Below are 19,692 nucleotides of genomic sequence, written 5' to 3' on the forward strand. Positions count from 1 at the left end.
GGGTAACTTTATAATTGCAAACATCGTCACCCCGCGAATCATGGACTGTAGGCATTTTTATAAATTCTCGAAAAAGTACAAACTAACCTTTTCCATTAAATGAACACGGTCTTTTCCGCGAACATTATGCGGGTGAACCGGATAGGCAAAAAAATCGACCTGTTTGTTTTGTTTTACACACTCGCGTAAAAATTTCATGCTATGTTGCATTACAACTGTTGCATCTTGCACCCCATGAATTAGCATCAGTTTCCCATCCAGATTCTCCACATAATTTGACATGTCCGAATTTTTATAGCCTTCCGGATTTTCATAGGGTCTGTCCATATAGCGTTCGCCATACATAATTTCATACATACTCCAGTCCACCACAGGTCCACCGGCAACGGCCACTTTAAATACATCCGGATGTTTAAGTTTAAGGTTTAAGGTCATAAAGCCTCCGTAGCTCCAGCCGTGTACTCCAATTCTTTCAGTATCAACGTAAGGTAACGTTTTAAGATACTCAATACCCTGCATTTGGTCTTCGGTTTCCAACACGCCCAACTGACGGTGAATGGCAGTTTCAAAATCGCGTCCGCGGTTGTTTGTTCCGCGGTTGTCAAGTGTAAAAGCGATGTAACCTTTTGATGCCATGTAGTATTGCCACCAGCGCGCCTGGTTGTGCCAGCCTTTATTAACCAACTGGCTGTGTGGCCCTCCATAAACGTACACCACCACCGGGTATTTCTTAGCCGGATCAAAATCAACGGGAAGAATAATCCTGCCGTGCAAATCGTGTTTCCCGTTTTTTGTTTTTATCGACACCAGGCGGTTTTCGCCCAACTCATAGTCTTTTAGAGGATCATCTGCTTCAAAAACTGTTCGCAGCACATCGCCTTTTACCGATAGCAAATCAACCTTACCCGGCACGTTGGTTCCCGACCACCGATCTAAAATGTAATTAGCACCGGGACTTAAAACACCTGCATGCATGCCACTTTCGCTGGTCAGCTTTTCAACAGCTCCGGTTTTTACATTTACTTTGCACACTTTCTTTTGCAACGGATCGTCGATTGTTGCTTCAATAAAAAGGGTATTTTCTTTGCTATCGAAGCCAAGTATATTTGTTACCTCCCACTCTCCTTTTGTGAGCTGCTTCAGCAAAGTGCCATCAGTGTTGTATTTGTATACATGAAACCAACCATCGCGTCGGCTCAGGTAGTAAAACTCGTTTGTATTTACTGATGAAAAGCGTATTGGATGCAACGGTTCAACGTAAGTTTCTGCCTGCTCTTCAAACAAGGTCTTAACCTTTTCGCCGGTAAAGGCATCGTAACAATTAAGTTGCATATGGTTTTGGGCACGGTTTAATTCTGCCAGGTAAATATATTTTTCGTCGGGCGACCAGGCTACATTAGTCAAATAATGATCGAACGGTTCGCCTGTTTTTAAAAACACAGTACTTTGAGTTGCAATGTTGTAAACCCCCAATGTAACATGGTGACTGTTCATACCTGCCATGGGATATTTAACCGGTTTGTGTTCAGCCTGGCGGGCCATATAATCCACCAATGGATAGTCTTTTACCATGCTTTCATCTTTGCGGTAAAATGCCACAAAACTACCTTTGGGCGAATTAAAGAGGCCACCGGAAATGCCAAACTCGTTGCGGTGAACCGACTGCCCGTTCACAATGCCACTGCCGCCATCGGTAGTAATTTGTTTATAGTTGCCATTTTCGAAAGCTATCCATACATCATTTTCGCGGGTAAAGCTGGCAAACTTACCTTCGGCATTAAAAACAGCATTTTCGGCATTTTCAATTAAATCAACCGAATAGGCTGTTTTTTCAACAGGATTAACCACATAAAAATTCATGGCTGTAGTTAGCAGCAACTCCGACGGATTTAACCAGCGATAAGCAGGAATCCTACTCATTTCGTCACCTGTTATGGCATTCAACTCATCTAAAGAAATAAGCGTGCTTTTGTCTCCTGTTTTCACCTGTTCTGCCAGCAATTCGCGGTTTTCAATGTAAGTAAACTGTTTATCGTTTTGCCATTGCAAGCCCGATAAACCTGCAGGTCGTAAATAGGTATAACGGCCATACACCGCATCCTCGAGGCTCATTTGTTTGGTTTGGGCAAAAACAACTGTGCTTATAAAAAGAAAAATTAAAACAATTAGGTGACGCATTTTTTCGTGATTAAAATTAAACGACGAAAGTAGCAAAACTTCTTTTTATCCGAACATGAGAAATAACAGGGATTCCATTCTCGAAAAGCGAAATCCCTGTTAATTATTGCAATCCACCTAATCCGTTTCGTTTATTGAAAGCAGTTGCAAATCGCCTACTGTTTTAATTAAACGAATCATTTCGCTCCGGTAACCTTCGTGGTCGGCACCTTTTGCTCCTTCAGCCAGTTCAATTACCGAATGAATGTTTGATGTTCCCACAAATTCAGACTTGCGGAGCAACATCCCAAAAGATGCAACAGCTGCCGAAAAGCGAAAATCATCAGATGTTTTTTCGGTTAACTGACTGATTACGGGAACTTCCAACAAATTGCTTTTTTTCTCGTCAGGCATTTTGTAGCGCAATTTTACGGTTAACAAATCATTGCTCAAAGCACCTTCTGCCGGCATTCTGTTTTTCTGATATTTTAATGCATCAACCGGAGGTGCATCGGTTTCAGCTCCAACCGGAACAATTTCGTAAAGCGCGGTAACGGTGTGTCCTGCTCCTATCTCGCCGGCATCCTTTTTATCGTCATTAAAATCTTCATCGTTTAACAAACGGTTTTCGTAACCCACCAGCCGATAGGCTTTTACCTGTTCAGGATTAAATTCCAACTGAAATTTTACATCACTGGCAATAGTAAAAAGCGTTCCGCCAAACTCGCTCACAAATACTTTGCGTGCTTCCTGAATATTATCGATATAAGCATAGTTTCCATTTCCTTTATCGGCGATGGTTTCCATTTTATCGTCTTTAATATTTCCGGTTCCAAAACCGAGTACCGACATAAAAATGCCACTTTCGCGTTGATCTTCCACCAGGCGTTCCATTTCTGAAGTGCTTGAAACACCAACATTAAAATCACCGTCAGTAGCCAGAATTATTCGGTTATTACCACCTTCCATAAAATTTTGAGCAGCTATTTTATAGGCCAGCTTCAAACCTGCTCCACCGGCAGTTGAGCCACCTGCACTAAGTTTTTCAAGGGCAGTAAGTATTTTCGTTTTTTCGTTTCCGGGTGTAGAATCGAGCACCTTACCAGCTGCTCCCGCATAAACAACAATGGCTACCCTGTCGTTTGGGCGTAACTCGTTTACCAACATTTTAAAAGCCCGTTTCAGCAAGGGTAACTTATTGGGTGCATTCATCGAGCCGGAAACATCAAATAAAAACACCAGGTTTGATGGTGGCAATTCACTTTTGTCAATGCTTTTTCCTTTTAATCCAATTTGCATCAGGTAATGTTCATTGTTCCACGGGCATAGCGCCACTTCTGTATTTACACTAAAAGGATGCTCTCCTTTTGGCTCGGCATAATCATAACTGAAATAATTAATCATTTCCTCGATACGTACTGCATCAATGGGTGGTAAGGTTCCCGAATTAAGGTAACGCCGCACATTGGCATACGAAGCATTATCAACATCTACCGAAAAGGTTGATAGTGGATTTATCTGCACATTTTTAAAACCATTTTCACTTATGCCTGCGTAATTTTCGGTATTCCATTCGGGCTCTATCATTGAAAATGCAGGAGAAATAAAACTTTTTTTAAGCCTTGTTACTGCCCCCATTGTTTCGCGATGTTTGCTTTTACCAAAACCTACTACCACAACCTCGTCGCATGAAACAGCAGAGTTAAGCATTTGCACATTTACAATGGCCTCATTGCTTATCCGAACTTTTTGGGTTTCCATGCCCACAAACGAAAACACCAGTTTTCTATCTCCGGGATTCACCAAAATACTGTAATAACCGTTAATATCGCTAACTGTTCCGCGTTGGGTGTTTTCAACTGTTACCGTAACACCGGGTAAAGGACTTCCCATCTGGTCGCTAATTGTTCCTGATATTGTTCGTTGTTCTGTTGCCAGTGCTATTCCCGAGAAGGCAAAAAGCAAGGCCAGTGTTAAAATAATTTGTCTCATGATTTTGAGTTTTAAATTTTGAATTCATTTACAGGATGCTCAACGCAGATGAATTCCATAAAAAATTTTTAATAAAACTGAATTATCTTACTTTTAGGTGATTTTTAAACCAACATGCGGCTTACCTTTTTTTACCGAAATATACAGAAGCTGAGCGACGAAGAATTGCTTATACTGTTTCAGAAAAAACAGGAAACAGACTACCTTGGCGAGTTGTACAAAAGGTACATGCACCTGGTTCACGGGGTTTGTTTAAAATACCTAAAAACACCCGACATGGCAGAAGATGCCGTAATTTCGATTTATGAAAAGCTGCAGACAGAAATTAGCAATCACAACATAAAAAACTTTAAAAGCTGGCTATACGTAGTTACCAAAAATTACTGTTTAATGCAGCTGCGCAAAACAAAGCCGGGCCAAATTATTTTAAGCGACAGCGAGGCTGAACTTTCGGCTTTTATGGAAAATGAAACAGAATTGCATCCTATAGATAGCGATGACAACAGCGGAGAGACAGAAAAAGCACTGGCCGCCTGCATAGAGCGACTAAAAGCGGAGCAAAAAAAATGTATTCGTTTGTTTTATTTTGAGCAGAAAAGCTACCGTGAAATTGCTGAGGAATTAAAAACAGAAATCAAAAAAATTAAAAGCCTGATACAAAACGGAAAACGCAACCTGAAGATTTGTTTGGAAGCTAAAAAATGAGCAACAGAAAAACACATATCGACAAAAAAATAATCAACCGCTATCTGCAAGATAAGATGAGCGACAAAGAGCGCAATGCATTTGAAAAAGAAATGCAAAAAGATGCGTTTTTAGCTGATGCTGTTGATGGTTTTATGGCACATGCCGCAACTACTTCCGACACCGGTTTAATTGAAGACAGAATTAAACAAAAACCAAAAAAAACCATGCCTTATTTTGCAGCTGCGGCCTCGGTGCTCCTACTGCTGACTTCGGGTATAATTTGGATGCAGCTTAAGCAAGAGGAACCTGCTCCAAAGTTAAGCGAAACGCGTATTGAGGAAAATTTTGAAAACAAGCCAGGCCCTGCCGAACAACCCACCGAACCTGAAATAATGGTTCGAAAGAAAGCCACTGAAGCTGAACAACCAAAAGGCAAAGCTGCAAAACCTATCCAAACTGAAAAAGCTACTTTGCCTGTAGCAGCTGAGCGTAAAGATGCCGATGATGCTGGTAAACCAACGCCCCCAATTACCGAAGCAAAAGCTTTAAAAAGCACTCCTGAAAAAGAGGTACCCAAGGCTAAAATTACTGCAGCTCCCAAGCTCCCGGAGTCAAACGAAATCACACTGGAGATGAGCGACAAAGAAGAAAACCCGGAGCTTATTGCAAAGCCAGGTGCAGCAGCTCAAAAAACCAAAGAAGCAACACAAGTGCATGGTACGGTGGTTTCGGCTGACGATAGAATGCCACTGCCCGGGGTTACGCTTGTTGAGAAGGGCACCGATAACGGAACAATCAGCGATATAGAAGGTCGTTTCAACTTAAAGCTAAAAAACGACAGCAACCCGGTAATTGCCAGTTTTATTGGAATGGAAACACAGGAGTTTAACCTGACCACAGATTCCGCACATATTGTTGCACTGCAGGCCAACGAAGTAGCACTTAACGAAGTAGTAGTGGTGGGCTTTGGCAAGCAAGAGAAAAAAGCAGCAAACATAACTGGAAGCCAGGTGGCAGACTCCCGGGAAACAATAGAAGCAACACCGGTTTGCGGCATGAAAGAATACAATACCTACCTTAAAACAAAAGCAATTTTATCCGCCAATAGCGATGCTAAAAAAGTAATTGTTAAACTGAGTTTCAGGGTTGAAAAAGATGGACAAATAACTTCGTTTGAAAATCTGAACAAAGCCGAAGCGCACTACTTCAACCTGGCAAAAAATATGGTTAAAAACGGCCCCAAATGGACACCTCGCTATCAGAATAATAAAAAAACTGCATCAACTGTTACACTGCGAATTGTTTTTAAAAACCAGTCAAATTAATGCACATGCGAAAAAGCTTGCTTTTTTTAGGTCTCCTTCTCACTATTTTTAGCTCGGCGCAAAACCGCGAGAAAGCATATTTAATTAACGAACAACTGGGGAAAGGCATTAATTTTGGCAATATGTTTGAAGCTCCCGGCGAAACCGACTGGGGCAATCCCTGGCGTCCACATTATCCGCAATTGGTAGCCGAACTCGGATTCAACCATGTGCGTATTCCCATTCGCTGGGAGCCCGAAAGCCGAAGTTCAGCCACAGCTCCCTACACCATCAATGAGGCCTTTTTGGAGCGAATAAAACAGGTGGTTGACTCAACACTAAATAATGGTTTGTTCGCCATTATAAACATGCATCATCACGAGGCCTTGTATGAAAACCCTGAAGCCCAAAAGGCACGATTCCTGGCCCAGTGGAAACAGATTTCGGAATATTTTTCTCATTATCCGGATTCGCTGCTTTTTGAAGTGTTAAATGAGCCACACGGCAACCTTACTGCTGAAAAGTGGAATACTTTTCTGACCGATGCTTTAAGAACCATCAGAACAAGCAATCCCGAACGCGTTGTTCTTATTGGCACTGCCGAATACGGCGGATTGGGAGGCTTGCAAAAATTGCAACTCCCCGATGATGAAAATATTATTCTTACCGCCCATTACTACAATCCTTTTACGTTTACCCACCAGGGGGCAGAATGGAGTGAAGGAGCAGAAGCATGGCTCGGAACTGAATGGAACGACACGGAAACCGAACGTCGGGTGGTACAAAATGATTTTGCCCCTTTAAAAGCAATTGAATTGCAAAAAAGTATTCCGGTGCACATTGGCGAATTTGGCGCGTACAACAAAGCTGATTTGGCCTCGCGTGTTCGCTGGACCACCTACCTTGCACGCTTTATTGAGTCGCAGGGATGGAGCTGGGCCTACTGGGAATTTAGTGCCGGTTTTGGCATTTACAACCCTGCAAGCTCAAGCTTTAACCCGGAACTTATTGATGCTTTGCTTACCCGGCAACTGCCCAACCCCACCAGCTATGTAGGCACGCCGGTTTATTCTTCAGAATTTATAAAAACCATAAGCGACTGGCAGCTACATGCCAACAACGGAGCGCTTGCTGAAGCCTCCCTGAGCGCTGGTGCGCTGGAAATTAACATTAGCGAAAAAGGCACCGAAGGCTGGCACATTCAACTCGCCAAAAACAATTTAGCCTTACAGGCCGGAGAAAAATACCGCTTAACCTTTAAGGCAAAAGCCAAACAAAACAGAAACGCCACTTCGTATGTGGGTATGAGTGTATCGCCGTGGAACTCGTATAGTGGCTATAACAACATAAGCCTTAGCGATACCTTTAAAGTGTATTCATTTATTTTTGATATGACAACCACCGACAATACAGCCCGTATAGTTTTTGATCTTGGAACTGACATACCTGATGTAAGCATTGAATACGTTCTACTTGAAAAGGTAGCGTTGCAGTATCCTACAGCGGTTGATAACGAACAGCTTTCATCAAGCCTGGTTTTTCCTAATCCGCTTAACGAAAAGCTAAATATTATGAACCTTAATAATTTTGAACAGCTTACTATTCTGAATACAAACGGCCAAACGCTACTCCAAACACGGCTTGCTCCGCAACTCAATACAATTCAATTGAATAAGATTCCATCTGGCATGTACTTTGTTATTCTGAGCAGTCAGAATAAACGAGAAAGCATAAAAATCATAAAAAAATAACGAGATGAAAAAAACAATTTTAAGCATTGTACTACTTGCATTTGTTGCACTTGGGTTTGCACAAAACAGTCACACCGGAGTTATTACTGTTGAAGGAAAATCATCAGTAAAACTTTTTCCCGAAGAACTTTCGTTTACCGTAAATTTCAGTGTTAAAGATGAGAACTATACCAGATGTGCCGAACTATCGGTAGAAAAAATGGATAAAATAAAAAAACTATTTGCAAAAAATGGCATTGACAATGACCTTATTACAGCCGGCAGCTATTCCATCCGGGAGGTGCAGAAATACAGTCAGGAGTTGCGAAAATCGGTTTTCGACGGCTACGAGGCAAACATTCCGATTACCATTCGTACCAAAAAAGATTATAAAAAGAACGATAAGATATTCGAACTGATTAAGGATAACCTGCAATCGAATTTCAATCTGAGCTTCGAACTATCGGAAGAACAAATGGAGGCGGTAAAAGAAAAACTAATTGCCCTGGCGGTTAAGGATGCCCGACAAAAAGCGGATGTTATTGCAGCAACTACACAGGTTGAATTGGGCAAAATAAAAGCAATAGAATATGGCGAACCACGCATGATTGGCCCTTACAATAAAAACATGGAACTGATGAGTGGCGGTATGATGCCAATGGCGCGCGAAGCCGATGCCGGAATTACCTCGGTGCTCTCGCCCGACGAAAAAGAAATGCGCACCAACATTGTTATTTCGTGGTATATTAATGAATAAATAGTTGGGAAGCTTTTTTATCAGTTAATTAAATTTTGCAAGATGAGGTGTTGAACTTTCCGCCTGTTTTTTGGTTGTGTTACTTTTATCGGCAAATAAATTAAACAATGGCAATTACAGTACATCCTGAAGCAAAAGCGCTTATTTTCGACCTGGACGGAACACTTTCCGATTCTCTTCCGGTACACATTAAAACCTGGAAAATGATAGGTGATAAATTTGGTTTTGATTTCGATCCACAGATTATTCATGATATGACAGGTCGTCCAACCATTGAATTTGCAAAACACGTTATTGAGCGTTATGGCGTAAGTGAAACTCCTGAAAATTTGGTAAAAATGAAACAGGAGTCGTTTTGGGAACTCGACCATTTGCTTGAACCCGTTGAGGAGGTAATGGCTATTGTAAAAAACTACCACGGCAAATTACCGATGGCGGTTGGAACAGGTGCCAGCAGGCGCAGTGCCGAAGTACAACTGGGCGCCCATAAAATCACCCATCTTTTTGATGCCATTGTATCGGCCGACGATGTAACAAAACACAAACCTGAGCCTGAAACCTTTTTGGAGTGTGCCCGCTTAATGGGTGTTGAACCAAAATACTGCCAGGTTTTTGAAGATGGCGACCTGGGAATTGAAGCAGCTAAAAAAGCCGGCATGTTTGTTACCGATGTTCGCGAACATATTGCTTACGGCGAATGGGCACATTAATAGTTGCACTTAAAACGGTTGCACCCTTGTTCCTGGTTATTGCTATGGGAACCGTTTTTTCACGATCGAAAGTTTGCACTCCTGCCTGGATTGAAGTTTTAAACAAATATGCACTTTACATTGGCTTTCCGGCACTTGTTATTGCCTCGTTAATGACACTTGAAACGGGTGAGAATTCGTTTATCCAGCTTATTATTCACACTTCGGTTTACAACATTTGTTGCATGCTTCTGGCGTTTCCGGTGGCAAAGTTGCTAAAGTTAAAACAATCGATGCTACGCACCTTGTTTCTTATTTTGCCCTTTGGCAATATAGCTTACCTCGGTATTCCGGTGTTGCAAAATGCCTTTGGCGATGCTATTCTGCCGGTTGCAGCTATTATTTCGGCTATTTATCTGTTTTGGCTGCTTACGCTCGGAATTATTTTAGTGGAAGCCTATGGCGAAGAACAAACCAGCATAAAAAAACTAACACTAAGCCTGGCAAAAAACCCGTTGCTTTTATCCGTCTTTATTGGCATTGCCATTGTTATTTTTGGGATAAGACTCCCCCAAGTAGTGGAACAAACCATAACTATTTTCTCCAACTCGGTTACAGCAGTGGTGTTGTTTGCTCTTGGTATTTTCCTTGGGAAACAGGAAATCGGGAAACTACGCGATTGGTACACAGTAGCTCTTTTGGTATGTACAACAATGATCTTTTTCCCGTTCCTATTTTACATTTACCTGAAAGCAGTTGGGATGGATGGGGAACTGACAAAAGCCTCGATTATTGATGCCGCCATGCCACTTGGCCTAACACCATACGTGCTTACGGTTCAATATAAACTGGAGTCGAAATTAGCTGCGCGAATAGTCGTTTTAGGCACCATCCTTTCTGTATTTATTATTCCGCTGTGGATGGTTTGGATGAATAATTAAGGCTCAAATTCAAGCGGCAGGTTATCGAGTTTCCCAATAAAAACTACCTGGCTTTCAGCTGCATTCAGCAACAATTCTCCTTCTTCCAGCTGAAAACGCCCACCCACTCCCTGTAAAATGTATTCAAAAGGTTCATTCTCAAAACACAAATAACCTTTACATCGGTATATTTTATTTTTATAAATATCAAGCGTGTATTCCAGCCAATAAACAAAATCGGCCTTATTTATGGCTTGTTTAAATGTTAAAGTTTTTGTTTGAATTGTATTGTGGCTGTTTGCGTAAGTTAGCAAGGTATACTCGTTTAATATGCGCTGTTGTATATTGTCGAGATTTAACGGGCCGGCATTCCCAAAGCATGCTGCCTGAATTACAGATAAAGGAGCTAAACGATGAAGCTTTTTCATTATTTCATCCACATTGATGCGGTCTACTCCATCAGTTTTATTTAAAAGAATAAGATCGGCAACATTTAATTGTTTTATGCTTATTTCCTCCTCCGGGTGATTTGTAAAATTCAGGGCATCAACTAAACAAACAGTACCGTTATAACGATATATTTCCCGAAGCATTTTATCGGCAAAAAAGGGTTGAATTACCGGTGCCGGATCGGCTATTCCCGTAGTCTCAATCAACAGGTGTTCTACATTTGGGAATCGTTCTGCCAGTTCTTTTAAAACCAATTCATATTCATCCGTAATGGTACAACATATGCAGCCCTGTTTTAATTCAAACATCTGGCTGGCGTCTACTCCCTTTATCAGTCTGGTATCAATAGGTACGTCGCCAAATTCGTTTTCAACCAATGCAAACTGCAGCTCCTGATTCTGTTTCAGCAAATAATTAATAAAAGTAGTTTTTCCGGCTCCCAGGAAGCCTGTTATTATGGTTACCGGTATTTTGGTTTCTCTACTCAAAATAATTTAATGTAGTTTATTAATCAGCCTGCTTCCGGTTGAATTCTTTAAAGATTGAAAATTATTCTTTAGCATTATACAAATTTGCGATCTTTGCTACTACTCTATGCCCGGGGTCAGCTAGCCAAACACTCCCAAAAGGTTAAGAATAACAATTACCATGGCACCAATAAGTACATAACGTACATATTTTGCACCGCCTTTTACCTGGAAATGAACACCCAGCCAGGCACCAATCATATTTCCTACGGCAAGAATAAGCCCGGCTACCACATCAACCTGTTTATGGTAAAAGAATATCGCGAGCGCACAAATGGTATATAAAAGAGCGATAAATACTTTTATAGCGTTGGCTTTAACCAAATCAAAACCAGCCCCTAAAACCAATGCTGCCAGCATAAAAAAACCTATTCCCATTTGAATAAAACCACCATAAACACCTACAAAAAAGAAAATTACATACTGCAGCAGGCTTGGTTTTGCATGAACCTTACCGGCTTTTTCTTTTACCCAGGCTTCGGGTTTTAGCACTACCACAAAAAGCATGACTACCATTAATCCGGCAATTACATTTTTAAGCAGATCAACATTTATTTCTACAGCTATAAAAGCACCGGCTATAGCTCCAACTATTGCAGGCAAGGCTAGTCGGTAGTCGGTTTTCAAATCTATAATTTTCTTTTTTCTAAATGTGCTTACCGCAACTATATTCTGCAACACAATGGCAATACGGTTGGTTCCGTTTGCCACATTTGCCGGAAGCCCGATAAACATTAACAACGGAATGCTTAACATCGATCCGCCCCCTGCCGTAGTATTAATAAAACCGGCGGCTACGCCTGTTCCTACCAGCGCCAAAATAATATACCACTCTAATTCCAATTCTCTTGTATTTTAGTTAAGCGGCAAAGAAAACAAAATTCGATGAAAGAAAGTGCCATTGATTGGTCGGAACCTTTTTTGTTAAACAATGTTTTAATTAAAGACATTTATATCTTCTAATTTAAGTCTTCTCAAATGAAAAATAGTATTGAGTATTTGTTAATTGTAATAGCCCTTTTCTTTATGGCGTCGTGTAATGAATCGAACAACCAGTTACAAACAAATTTACCGGTTTTTCAGCTCGATAAATTTGAAGCCAACCTTGTTGATTATATCACAGCATCTGGCAAAGAACCTGTTGCCTGGGCTTATACCATCAGCCACAATGGTCAGTTAGAACGTTCATTCGCTTCAGGCAAAGCGCAAACAGCTGATGATAACAATATAAATTTCACTTTAAACAAAGAAATAAATATTGCAAGTGTTACCAAGTTTTATACAGCAATTGCTGTTATGCAATTACTAAAGATGAATGATTTAGACGAAAATGCGATTATTGATGACTGGCTTCCGGACTCATGGAATCCCGGACCTGCAATTAACAATCTGAGTTTTTCCGACCTTTTAAAACAACAATCAGGACTTCAAAGTGTAAATACCGATTTCGACAATACATTAAGCTACAATGGAATTAAAAACTGCATTGAAACCGGTGTGGTTAAACTAAAAACCTACGAGTATCTGAATGTTAATTTTGCCCTCTTCCGAATACTTATTCCTTCCTTGTTAAAAGGAGCGATACCTGCTTTAAATATAGATATTGAGAGTGATGCAGATACGCAGTACTGGTATCGTTTTTATATGCAAGAGTACATTTTTAATGTTACCGGATCTTCCAATGTTACATGCACGCCAGAAGACAGAAGTACTGCCACATTGTACTATCATGTTGATGATCCGGCTTTAAACAGACAAGGTGTTTATTATGCCGATTGGAATAAATGGTGTGGAGGTGGTGGTTATTTTATGACTGCCATTGAAATGGCAAAAGTTAATGCCTATTTCGAACATACAGAACTATTGGTAACCAAGGAGCAACGCGATATTATGAAAGCAAATCGTTTTGGTATGGATCGCGAAGATCCATCAAGAGAGATTAATGGCTCCTATTATGGGAAAAACGGATCTATTGGAAACAGCGACGATCCCAGTGAAACGCAAGGTGTACGAACACAAGTGGTAATTTTCCCGTCGACCGGTATTGATTGTGTTGTGGTTATGAATTGCCAGGGAGTTCAACTTAAAGATGGCGCATCCTTACGACAAACCATTTACAATGCCTATAATGATGCATGGGAATAAGCTAGCAGAAACTTAGATTAAAAAAAATGAAGCCGAAAAATCAAACAGTTTTTTCGGCTTCGTTTTTACTAATTTATTCAATACAACCAGATAAAAATACTGGCCCCATCAATAATTTATTTTCTATTATCTAATAGGCAAAAAGAGGGAAATCCTTCATCATGGCATGAACTTTTTCACCAACAGCTTTAATGTAAGCATCATTATCGATGTTGGCAATACAGTCGTCAATTAACTGAACAATTTCAGGCATAAGATCTTCTTTTACGCCACGGGTTGTAATGGCCGGTGTACCAACGCGTAATCCCGACGTTTGGAATGGTGAACGGCTATCAAACGGAACCATGTTTTTATTAATGGTTATTTCAGCATTCACGATCGTATTTTCAACAATTTTACCCGTAATTTCAGGATACTTGGTACGTAAGTCAATCAACATCGAGTGGTTGTCGGTTCCGCCCGAAATAACCTTGTACCCAAGGTCAACAAAAGCCTGCGCCATTACTGCCGCATTTTTTTTCACCTGCGCCTGATATTCCTTATACGATGGATCCAGCGCTTCGCCAAATGCAACTGCTTTTGCTGCTATTACATGCTCGAGTGGTCCGCCTTGCTGCCCCGGAAAAACTGCCGAATCAAGCAACGACGACATTTTTCGCACCACGCCTTTTGGGGTTGTAATTCCCCATGGGTTATCAAAATCTTCGCCCATAAGAATAATACCACCGCGCGGCCCACGCAAGGTTTTATGTGTAGTTGATGTTACAACGTGCGCGTATTTAACCGGATTATCTAACAAACCGGCAGCAATTAAACCAGCCGGATGTGCCATATCTACCATAAACAATGCACCAACGCTATCGGCAATTTCGCGCATACGTTTGTAGTCCCATTCGCGACTGTAGGCCGATGCACCACCAATAATCAGTTTTGGTTTGTGCTCGTTTGCCAGCGCTTCCATTTCTTCGTAATCAACCATTCCGGTATCTTCCTTCACCTTGTAGGCAACAGGCTTGTATAAAATACCCGACGAGTTTACATGCGAACCATGCGAAAGGTGGCCTCCATGCGACAAATCAAGCCCCAGAAAAGTATCACCCGGTTTTAGTATTACGCTTAACACCGCCGCGTTGGCCTGCGCACCCGAGTGTGGCTGCACATTAGCCCAAACAGCCCCGTATAATTCTTTAATACGGTCGATGGCCAATTGCTCGGTCATGTCAACAAACTGGCAACCACCATAATAACGTTTTCCGGGGTAACCTTCAGCATATTTATTGGTCATTACCGAACCCATTGCTTCCATAACCTGTTCGCTCACAAAGTTTTCCGAAGCAATCAATTCAATTCCGCCCAACTGGCGCTGGTGTTCTTTCTTGATAATATCAAAAACCAAAGTATCTCTCTTCATCGTGTAACTGAATTTATTTTAAATATGAATGCCAAAGTTAATACATTTTAATTCAGCGCCTTGTTCATTAAATATAGTTTTCAGGAGAATTTTAAAAGAATTAAGATAAAACGGTTTGGCTGGCTAACGGGCTTTCCGCTTAAGTTGCCAAACAGTTTGCGGTTCTGCCAACGCCACGCAGGTAGCTCTCCTGGTTCGCTCCTGTCCGTCGGGCATCACGTGCAAACTGTTTTTTGGCAAGCTGTCGCTGCAATCCCTGCCAGTCTGTAGCGAGGTTTTTAATTCTAAAAAAACTTTTACAGCCCATTAAACCTTTAGGGTAAAAAGCAATCCATTGGTAATAAAGTTAACTTGTAACAACAAAAAAATTAATTAGCAGATGAAGAAGTTTATATTTCCATTGATGTTAGCATTAATTACCTTGCTAAGCGCCTGTAAACAAGGCAATAACAATAACTCATCGGCACCACAGGGCCCCGGAAATTTTAACCCGGAAGAAATGGTAAACCGCCAATTAGAGGAGTTAAACAAAATACTTGTATTTATCGACGATCAGGAAGAAAAAATGCGCGAGGTACTTTCGGCAGGCATGAAAAACATGATGGATATGCGCGAAGAGATGCGCAACGGTGATGGCGACCGTGAGAGTATGCGCGAAGCAATGATGCAGGCCCGTGAAGAACAAAATGCAAAAGTGAAGGAAATTTTGTCGGATGAACAGTGGGAGAAATACCAAGCTTTTGAAGCAGAAAGGCGTTCGCGTCGCGGGCAAGGTGGTGGCCCCGGTGGACGACCACAATAAATCAAAAAAAAATGCCATCTGAATTATTTCAGATGGCATTTTTTTGAGGACTTTAAATTCCTAACAAAAGCTCGCCGGCATCTTTTCCGCCGGTAAACATCCGTTCCGGATTTTCAATCAACTCCTTCACTTTAACTAAAAATCCTACCGAATCTTTTCCATCAATAATACGGTGGTCGTATGATAATGCCACATACATCATCGGGCGAATTACCACCTGACCGTTAATCGCCACAGGGCGTTCAACAATATTGTGCATACCCAAAATACCTGATTGCGGAGGATTAATAATCGGCGTTGACAACAAGCTGCCAAATACACCTCCGTTGGTAATGGTAAAAGTACCACCGCTTAATTCTTCAACCGTAATTTTTTTATTTCGTGCTTTTTCGGCCAGTTGTTTGATTTCCAACTCTATTGCGGCAACCGATTTACTTTCGGCATTGCGCACTATTGGCACCATCAAACCTTTTGGTGTTGATACAGCAATACCTACATCAACAAACTTCGGCATTACAATTTCATCACCATCAATTTGCGCATTTACCATTGGGTGATAATCCATGGCAATGGCAACGGCTTTGGTAAAAAACGACATAAAGCCTACTTTAAACCCGTGTGCTTCAACAAATTTATTCTGATATTTTTTACGTAATTCCATTACGTAACTCATATCAATTTCGTTAAAAGTAGTAAGCATTGCTGTCTCGTTTTTCACCGAAACAAGGCGCGCACTTAACTTCCTTCTCAGGCTCGACATACGCTGACGTTCTTCGTCGCGTGTGGCTTCTTTTTGCGGTATAGCAGGCGATATAGCTTGCGGTGCATTAACCACGGCCTCCACTTCTTTTTTCCCGAGGCGCTTCAGACCATTAATCACATCATCAACCGATAAGCCATGCTCTTTCATTACCTCTTTGGCCACCGAGGTAACCTTTACCTTGTCGTGCTCAACCGACACCGACACCGCCGGTTTCTCTTCAGTTTTTGCTGCTGTGCTTTCCGGCTTCGCTTCTTCTTCAGCAGGCGCAGTTTTTGGTGCGGCAGCAGGGGCCTCAACGCTGGTATCTATGATACACACCACGGCACCCACTTCAACGGCTTCGCCTTCGGCCGCTTTAATTTCAATTTTTCCACCTTCGCTGGCAACGATGGTAAGTGTGGCTTTATCCGATTCTACTTCAGCTATTTCCTGATCTTTGGCAACTACAGCTCCATCTTCAACAAGCCAATTGCCAATTTCAACTTCGGTTATCGATTCTCCCGGACTGGGAACTTTGATTTCAATAAACATACTTTGGTTTTTTATGACGCTACAACTTCTTTTTCTTCAAATACTGATTGCAAAATCAGGTCGAGGCCCTTTTTGTGTTTATCCATCAGACCAACTGCAGGGCTGGCACTTTCAGGGCGAGCAACTACCCTAAATCCAACACAATCCAGTTTACGGTTAATAAATGGCCATGCCCCCATGTTTTCAGGTTCGTCTTGCGCCCAAATTAATTCTTTTGCATTCGAATATTTTTTCTGTATCGCTGCAATCTGTTTATTTGGGATCGGATATAACTGTTCCATTCGAACAATGGCTGCATTGTTTATTCCATTTTCGTTTTTGTGTTTTAACAAATCGTAGTACAACCTTCCGGAGGTAAAAACAATTTTCTCAATCAGTTCCGGCTCTGCCACCGGGTCATCAATAACTTCCTGGAAATACCCTTCAGCAAACTCCTCAATTTTTGAGGTAACCATAGGGTGGCGCAATAAACTCTTGGGTGTAAACACCACCAATGGCAGGCGCATTTTCATTTTTACCTGACGACGCAACAAATGGAACATATTAGCCGGCGTTGTTGGCAATACGATTTGAATATTGTTGTTGGCAGCCAATTCGAGGAAACGTTCAAGGCGAGCCGATGAATGTTCGGGCCCCTGCCCCTCGAAACCATGTGGCAAAAATAACACCAGGCCATTCATCAGTCCCCATTTCTCGAATGCAGAAGTTAGGTATTGATCGATAATTACCTGTGCCACATTGTGGAAATCACCGAACTGAGCCTCCCAAATCGTTAAACCATTAGGCTCTGATAACGCATAACCGTATTCAAACCCCATAACGGCATACTCCGATAAAGGAGAATTGTACACCTTAAACCTGGCCTGATTTTCAGCAATATGCTTCAACGGAAAGTATTTGTCTTCAGTTCCTTCAATAATAAAGGCGGCATGGCGGTGAGCAAAAGTTCCGCGCTCGCTGTCTTGCCCGCTTAAACGTACCGGGTGCCCCTCCGCAACCAATGTTCCGTAGGCGAGCAATTCGCCCATTGCCCAGTCCAAACGGTTGTCGTGCAGCATCATTTTCCGGTCGGAAATTATGCGATTTACCTTTTTGAAAAATGGCAGATCGTTAGGCAAAGTGTTTATTTTTTCGGCAATGCTTAAAATGGTTTCTTCACCAACACCTGTTTCAACAGGTTCGTTAAAAATGGCTTTTGACGGCATTTCATAATTTTCGAAATCTTTTACCAGGAACTTCCGAATCTGCAACTTTTCAATTTTCTCCGACTCCTTGTATTTTCCTTCCAAAAACTGATCAAATTCCCGAACTTTCTCCCTCGATTCTTCATGCGACTGAATTCCCATCTCGTTGAGCTTATCGGCATAAATGTCGCGTGGATTTTTATGGCGGGCAATGGCTTTGTATAACATGGGTTGGGTAAAACGCGGTTCGTCTCCTTCGTTGTGTCCGTATTTACGATAGCACAATATATCCACAAATACATCCGATTGAAATTTCTGACGAAACTCCATTGCCAGTTTTATGGTCCAGATCAAAGCCTCCACATCGTCGCCATTTACATGGAATACGGGCGAGCGTGTTACTTTTGCCACATCGGTGCAGTAAGTACTCGACCGTGCCTCAAGGTATGGCGTTGTAAATCCTACCTGGTTGTTAATAACAAGGTGAATGGTACCACCGGTTTTATAGCCCGGCAGCTGCGCCATTTGAACGGTTTCGTATACCACTCCCTGCGTGGCAATTGCAGCGTCGCCATGAATTACAATGGCCGCAGCTTTGCTGTAATCGCGCTGGTATTCGTATTCGATTTGCGAACGTACCATTCCCTGCACAATCGGGGCAACTGTTTCAAGATGCGATGGATTGGGCAATAATTTCAATTTTACTTTTTTGCCAAAATCGGTTACCACCTCATTCTCGTAGCCCAGGTGGTATTTTACATCACCCTGTGCAATATCATCCTCGTATTCGGTAGCATAAAATTCCTTAAAAATATTTTGGTAAGGTTTTTCAAGAATATTGGCAAGGACATTTAATCGGCCACGATGTGCCATTCCCAAAATAAACTCTTCCATTCCCAGTTCGGCACCGCGTTCAATAACCGCATCAAGTGCCGGAATTAGTGCTTCGGCTCCTTCAAGCGAGAAACGTTTCTGCCCCACAAACTTTTTATGGATAAAGTTCTCGAATCCAACCGCAAGTTTCAGGTGGTAATAAAAATGCTTGCGTTTTTCATCAGAGTAGGGTTCCGAATTTTTTGTACTTTCCATTCGCTCGCGCAACCACTTTACCACTTCGGGCTTTCGCATGTACACATACTCAACACCAACCGATCGGCAATAGGTATCTTCTAAATGAGCAACAATATCTTTTAATTTTGCAGGTCCGATGCCAATCTCATTACCTGCCTGAAAAGTCTTTTCCAGATCTGCTTTTTCCAATCCAAAGTTCTCAATATCCAGTGTTGGCGTATAAGTACGTCGAGCCCTAACAGGGTTTGTACGCGTAAACAAGTGTCCGCGCTGACGATAACCGTGAATAAGATTTAAAATGGCAAATTCCTTATCGATATTGTCTAATTTTACCCCTGTTGGTTTTTCGGGGTAATGTTTTCGGGCCAGTTCAAAACCCGAGAAAAACTGTTGCCAGCTCTTGTCTACCGATTCAGGATCATGAAGATAAGACTGGTAAAGGTTTTCGATCGCCTCGAGTTCCTGGTTTCCCACAGACGAAAATTTATCCATAGTTGATTTTTAATTAACTTTTATATGATACAGAAGAAACAATGCATTATTTTTATTGTTTAGCAGTATCACTGTTTTTT

At 41.7% G+C, this 19,692-nt stretch carries 16 protein-coding genes; 8 read left to right on the forward strand and 8 right to left on the reverse strand.

Annotated elements, in window-relative coordinates; all coding sequences use genetic code 11:
• Positions 1 to 57: 57 nt before the first annotated feature.
• Together QZ574_RS05855 and QZ574_RS05860 are read right to left on the reverse strand one after the other, a co-directional pair.
• Entirely contained in the window at positions 58 to 2,178 is a 2,121-nt protein-coding gene (locus QZ574_RS05855) for a S9 family peptidase (RefSeq protein WP_297087757.1), read from the reverse strand.
• A 117-nt stretch (positions 2,179 to 2,295) separates the two neighbouring features.
• Entirely contained in the window at positions 2,296 to 4,149 is a 1,854-nt protein-coding gene (locus tag QZ574_RS05860; protein ID WP_297087759.1) for a von Willebrand factor type A domain-containing protein, read from the reverse strand.
• Between the two features lie 114 nt (positions 4,150 to 4,263).
• Between QZ574_RS05860 and QZ574_RS05865 the strand changes: the two genes are divergently transcribed.
• The 6 genes from QZ574_RS05865 to QZ574_RS05890 all read left to right on the forward strand — a co-directional run bounded on the left by QZ574_RS05865 (position 4,264) and on the right by QZ574_RS05890 (position 10,257).
• Positions 4,264 to 4,854, forward strand: a complete 591-nt coding sequence (locus tag QZ574_RS05865; RefSeq protein WP_297087760.1) for a sigma-70 family RNA polymerase sigma factor — start codon at positions 4,264 to 4,266, stop codon at positions 4,852 to 4,854.
• Entirely contained in the window at positions 4,851 to 6,161 is a 1,311-nt protein-coding gene (locus QZ574_RS05870) for a carboxypeptidase-like regulatory domain-containing protein (protein WP_297087762.1), read from the forward strand. The genes QZ574_RS05865 and QZ574_RS05870 overlap by 4 nt, the downstream gene beginning before the upstream one ends.
• 5 nt (positions 6,162 to 6,166) lie before the next feature.
• A complete protein-coding gene (locus QZ574_RS05875) occupies positions 6,167 to 7,891 on the forward strand; it encodes a cellulase family glycosylhydrolase (protein ID WP_297087764.1) in 1,725 nt (574 codons plus the stop codon).
• A gap of 4 nt (positions 7,892 to 7,895) precedes the next feature.
• Positions 7,896 to 8,627: an SIMPL domain-containing protein gene (locus QZ574_RS05880; RefSeq protein WP_297087766.1), complete on the forward strand. Its 732-nt coding sequence runs from the start codon at positions 7,896 to 7,898 to the stop codon at positions 8,625 to 8,627.
• A 107-nt stretch (positions 8,628 to 8,734) separates the two neighbouring features.
• On the forward strand, positions 8,735 to 9,337 hold the full coding sequence (locus QZ574_RS05885; protein WP_297087768.1) for a beta-phosphoglucomutase family hydrolase: 603 nt from the start codon (positions 8,735 to 8,737) through the stop codon (positions 9,335 to 9,337).
• The gene (locus tag QZ574_RS05890) at positions 9,325 to 10,257 is read left to right on the forward strand and encodes an AEC family transporter (protein ID WP_297087770.1); all 933 of its coding nucleotides are present in this window, start codon (positions 9,325 to 9,327) and stop codon (positions 10,255 to 10,257) included. Before QZ574_RS05885 ends, QZ574_RS05890 begins: the two co-directional genes overlap by 13 nt.
• On the opposite strand, the gene QZ574_RS05895 is transcribed toward QZ574_RS05890, so the two are convergent.
• Both QZ574_RS05895 and QZ574_RS05900 read right to left on the reverse strand, forming a co-directional pair.
• Positions 10,254 to 11,174, reverse strand: coding sequence for a GTP-binding protein (locus tag QZ574_RS05895; RefSeq protein WP_297087772.1), 921 nt, complete (start codon positions 11,172 to 11,174; stop codon positions 10,254 to 10,256). The two genes, QZ574_RS05890 and QZ574_RS05895, sit on opposite strands and share 4 nt — an antisense overlap.
• A gap of 120 nt (positions 11,175 to 11,294) precedes the next feature.
• The gene (locus tag QZ574_RS05900) at positions 11,295 to 12,056 is read right to left on the reverse strand and encodes a sulfite exporter TauE/SafE family protein (protein WP_297087774.1); all 762 of its coding nucleotides are present in this window, start codon (positions 12,054 to 12,056) and stop codon (positions 11,295 to 11,297) included.
• Between the two features lie 135 nt (positions 12,057 to 12,191).
• Between QZ574_RS05900 and QZ574_RS05905 the strand changes: the two genes are divergently transcribed.
• On the forward strand, positions 12,192 to 13,358 hold the full coding sequence (locus QZ574_RS05905) for a serine hydrolase (RefSeq protein ID WP_297087776.1): 1,167 nt from the start codon (positions 12,192 to 12,194) through the stop codon (positions 13,356 to 13,358).
• 130 nt (positions 13,359 to 13,488) lie between these two features.
• Here the strand turns inward: QZ574_RS05905 and glyA are convergent, their stop codons facing one another.
• Positions 13,489 to 14,769, reverse strand: coding sequence for a serine hydroxymethyltransferase (gene glyA, locus QZ574_RS05910; protein ID WP_297087778.1), 1,281 nt, complete (start codon positions 14,767 to 14,769; stop codon positions 13,489 to 13,491).
• Between the two features lie 139 nt (positions 14,770 to 14,908).
• On the reverse strand, positions 14,909 to 15,076 hold the full coding sequence (locus QZ574_RS05915; RefSeq protein ID WP_297087780.1) for a hypothetical protein: 168 nt from the start codon (positions 15,074 to 15,076) through the stop codon (positions 14,909 to 14,911).
• A gap of 72 nt (positions 15,077 to 15,148) precedes the next feature.
• Here QZ574_RS05915 and QZ574_RS05920 point away from each other — a divergent pair, with 72 nt between their 5' ends.
• The gene (locus QZ574_RS05920) at positions 15,149 to 15,571 is read left to right on the forward strand and encodes a hypothetical protein (RefSeq protein ID WP_297087782.1); all 423 of its coding nucleotides are present in this window, start codon (positions 15,149 to 15,151) and stop codon (positions 15,569 to 15,571) included.
• 52 nt (positions 15,572 to 15,623) lie between these two features.
• On the opposite strand, the gene odhB is transcribed toward QZ574_RS05920, so the two are convergent.
• Positions 15,624 to 16,865, reverse strand: a complete 1,242-nt coding sequence (odhB, locus tag QZ574_RS05925) for a 2-oxoglutarate dehydrogenase complex dihydrolipoyllysine-residue succinyltransferase (RefSeq protein ID WP_297087784.1) — start codon at positions 16,863 to 16,865, stop codon at positions 15,624 to 15,626.
• 11 nt (positions 16,866 to 16,876) lie between these two features.
• Complete coding sequence (locus QZ574_RS05930) at positions 16,877 to 19,612, reverse strand: 2-oxoglutarate dehydrogenase E1 component (RefSeq protein WP_297087786.1); 2,736 nt, start codon at positions 19,610 to 19,612, stop codon at positions 16,877 to 16,879.
• Positions 19,613 to 19,692: the final 80 nt, after the last annotated feature.

It is taken from the genome of uncultured Draconibacterium sp. (assembly GCF_913063105.1).
In the GTDB taxonomy this organism is placed as follows: Bacteria; Bacteroidota; Bacteroidia; order Bacteroidales; family Prolixibacteraceae; genus Draconibacterium.

Excerpts from the sequence above, each read along its gene's own strand:
- QZ574_RS05870 (WP_297087762.1), top strand. The coding sequence starts at position 4,851 with ATGAGCAACAGAAAAACACATATCGACAAAAAAATAATCAACCGCTAT.
- QZ574_RS05905 (WP_297087776.1), top strand. The coding sequence starts at position 12,192 with ATGAAAAATAGTATTGAGTATTTGTTAATTGTAATAGCCCTTTTCTTT.
- QZ574_RS05880 (WP_297087766.1), top strand. The coding sequence starts at position 7,896 with ATGAAAAAAACAATTTTAAGCATTGTACTACTTGCATTTGTTGCACTT.
- QZ574_RS05865 (WP_297087760.1), top strand. The coding sequence starts at position 4,264 with ATGCGGCTTACCTTTTTTTACCGAAATATACAGAAGCTGAGCGACGAA.
- QZ574_RS05890 (WP_297087770.1), top strand. The coding sequence starts at position 9,325 with ATGGGCACATTAATAGTTGCACTTAAAACGGTTGCACCCTTGTTCCTG.
- QZ574_RS05885 (WP_297087768.1), top strand. The coding sequence starts at position 8,735 with ATGGCAATTACAGTACATCCTGAAGCAAAAGCGCTTATTTTCGACCTG.
- QZ574_RS05860 (WP_297087759.1), bottom strand. The coding sequence starts at position 4,149 with ATGAGACAAATTATTTTAACACTGGCCTTGCTTTTTGCCTTCTCGGGA.
- QZ574_RS05920 (WP_297087782.1), top strand. The coding sequence starts at position 15,149 with ATGAAGAAGTTTATATTTCCATTGATGTTAGCATTAATTACCTTGCTA.
- QZ574_RS05875 (WP_297087764.1), top strand. The coding sequence starts at position 6,167 with ATGCGAAAAAGCTTGCTTTTTTTAGGTCTCCTTCTCACTATTTTTAGC.
- QZ574_RS05855 (WP_297087757.1), bottom strand. The coding sequence starts at position 2,178 with ATGCGTCACCTAATTGTTTTAATTTTTCTTTTTATAAGCACAGTTGTT.
- QZ574_RS05915 (WP_297087780.1), bottom strand. The coding sequence starts at position 15,076 with ATGGGCTGTAAAAGTTTTTTTAGAATTAAAAACCTCGCTACAGACTGG.
- odhB (WP_297087784.1), bottom strand. The coding sequence starts at position 16,865 with ATGTTTATTGAAATCAAAGTTCCCAGTCCGGGAGAATCGATAACCGAA.
- glyA (WP_297087778.1), bottom strand. The coding sequence starts at position 14,769 with ATGAAGAGAGATACTTTGGTTTTTGATATTATCAAGAAAGAACACCAG.
- QZ574_RS05930 (WP_297087786.1), bottom strand. The coding sequence starts at position 19,612 with ATGGATAAATTTTCGTCTGTGGGAAACCAGGAACTCGAGGCGATCGAA.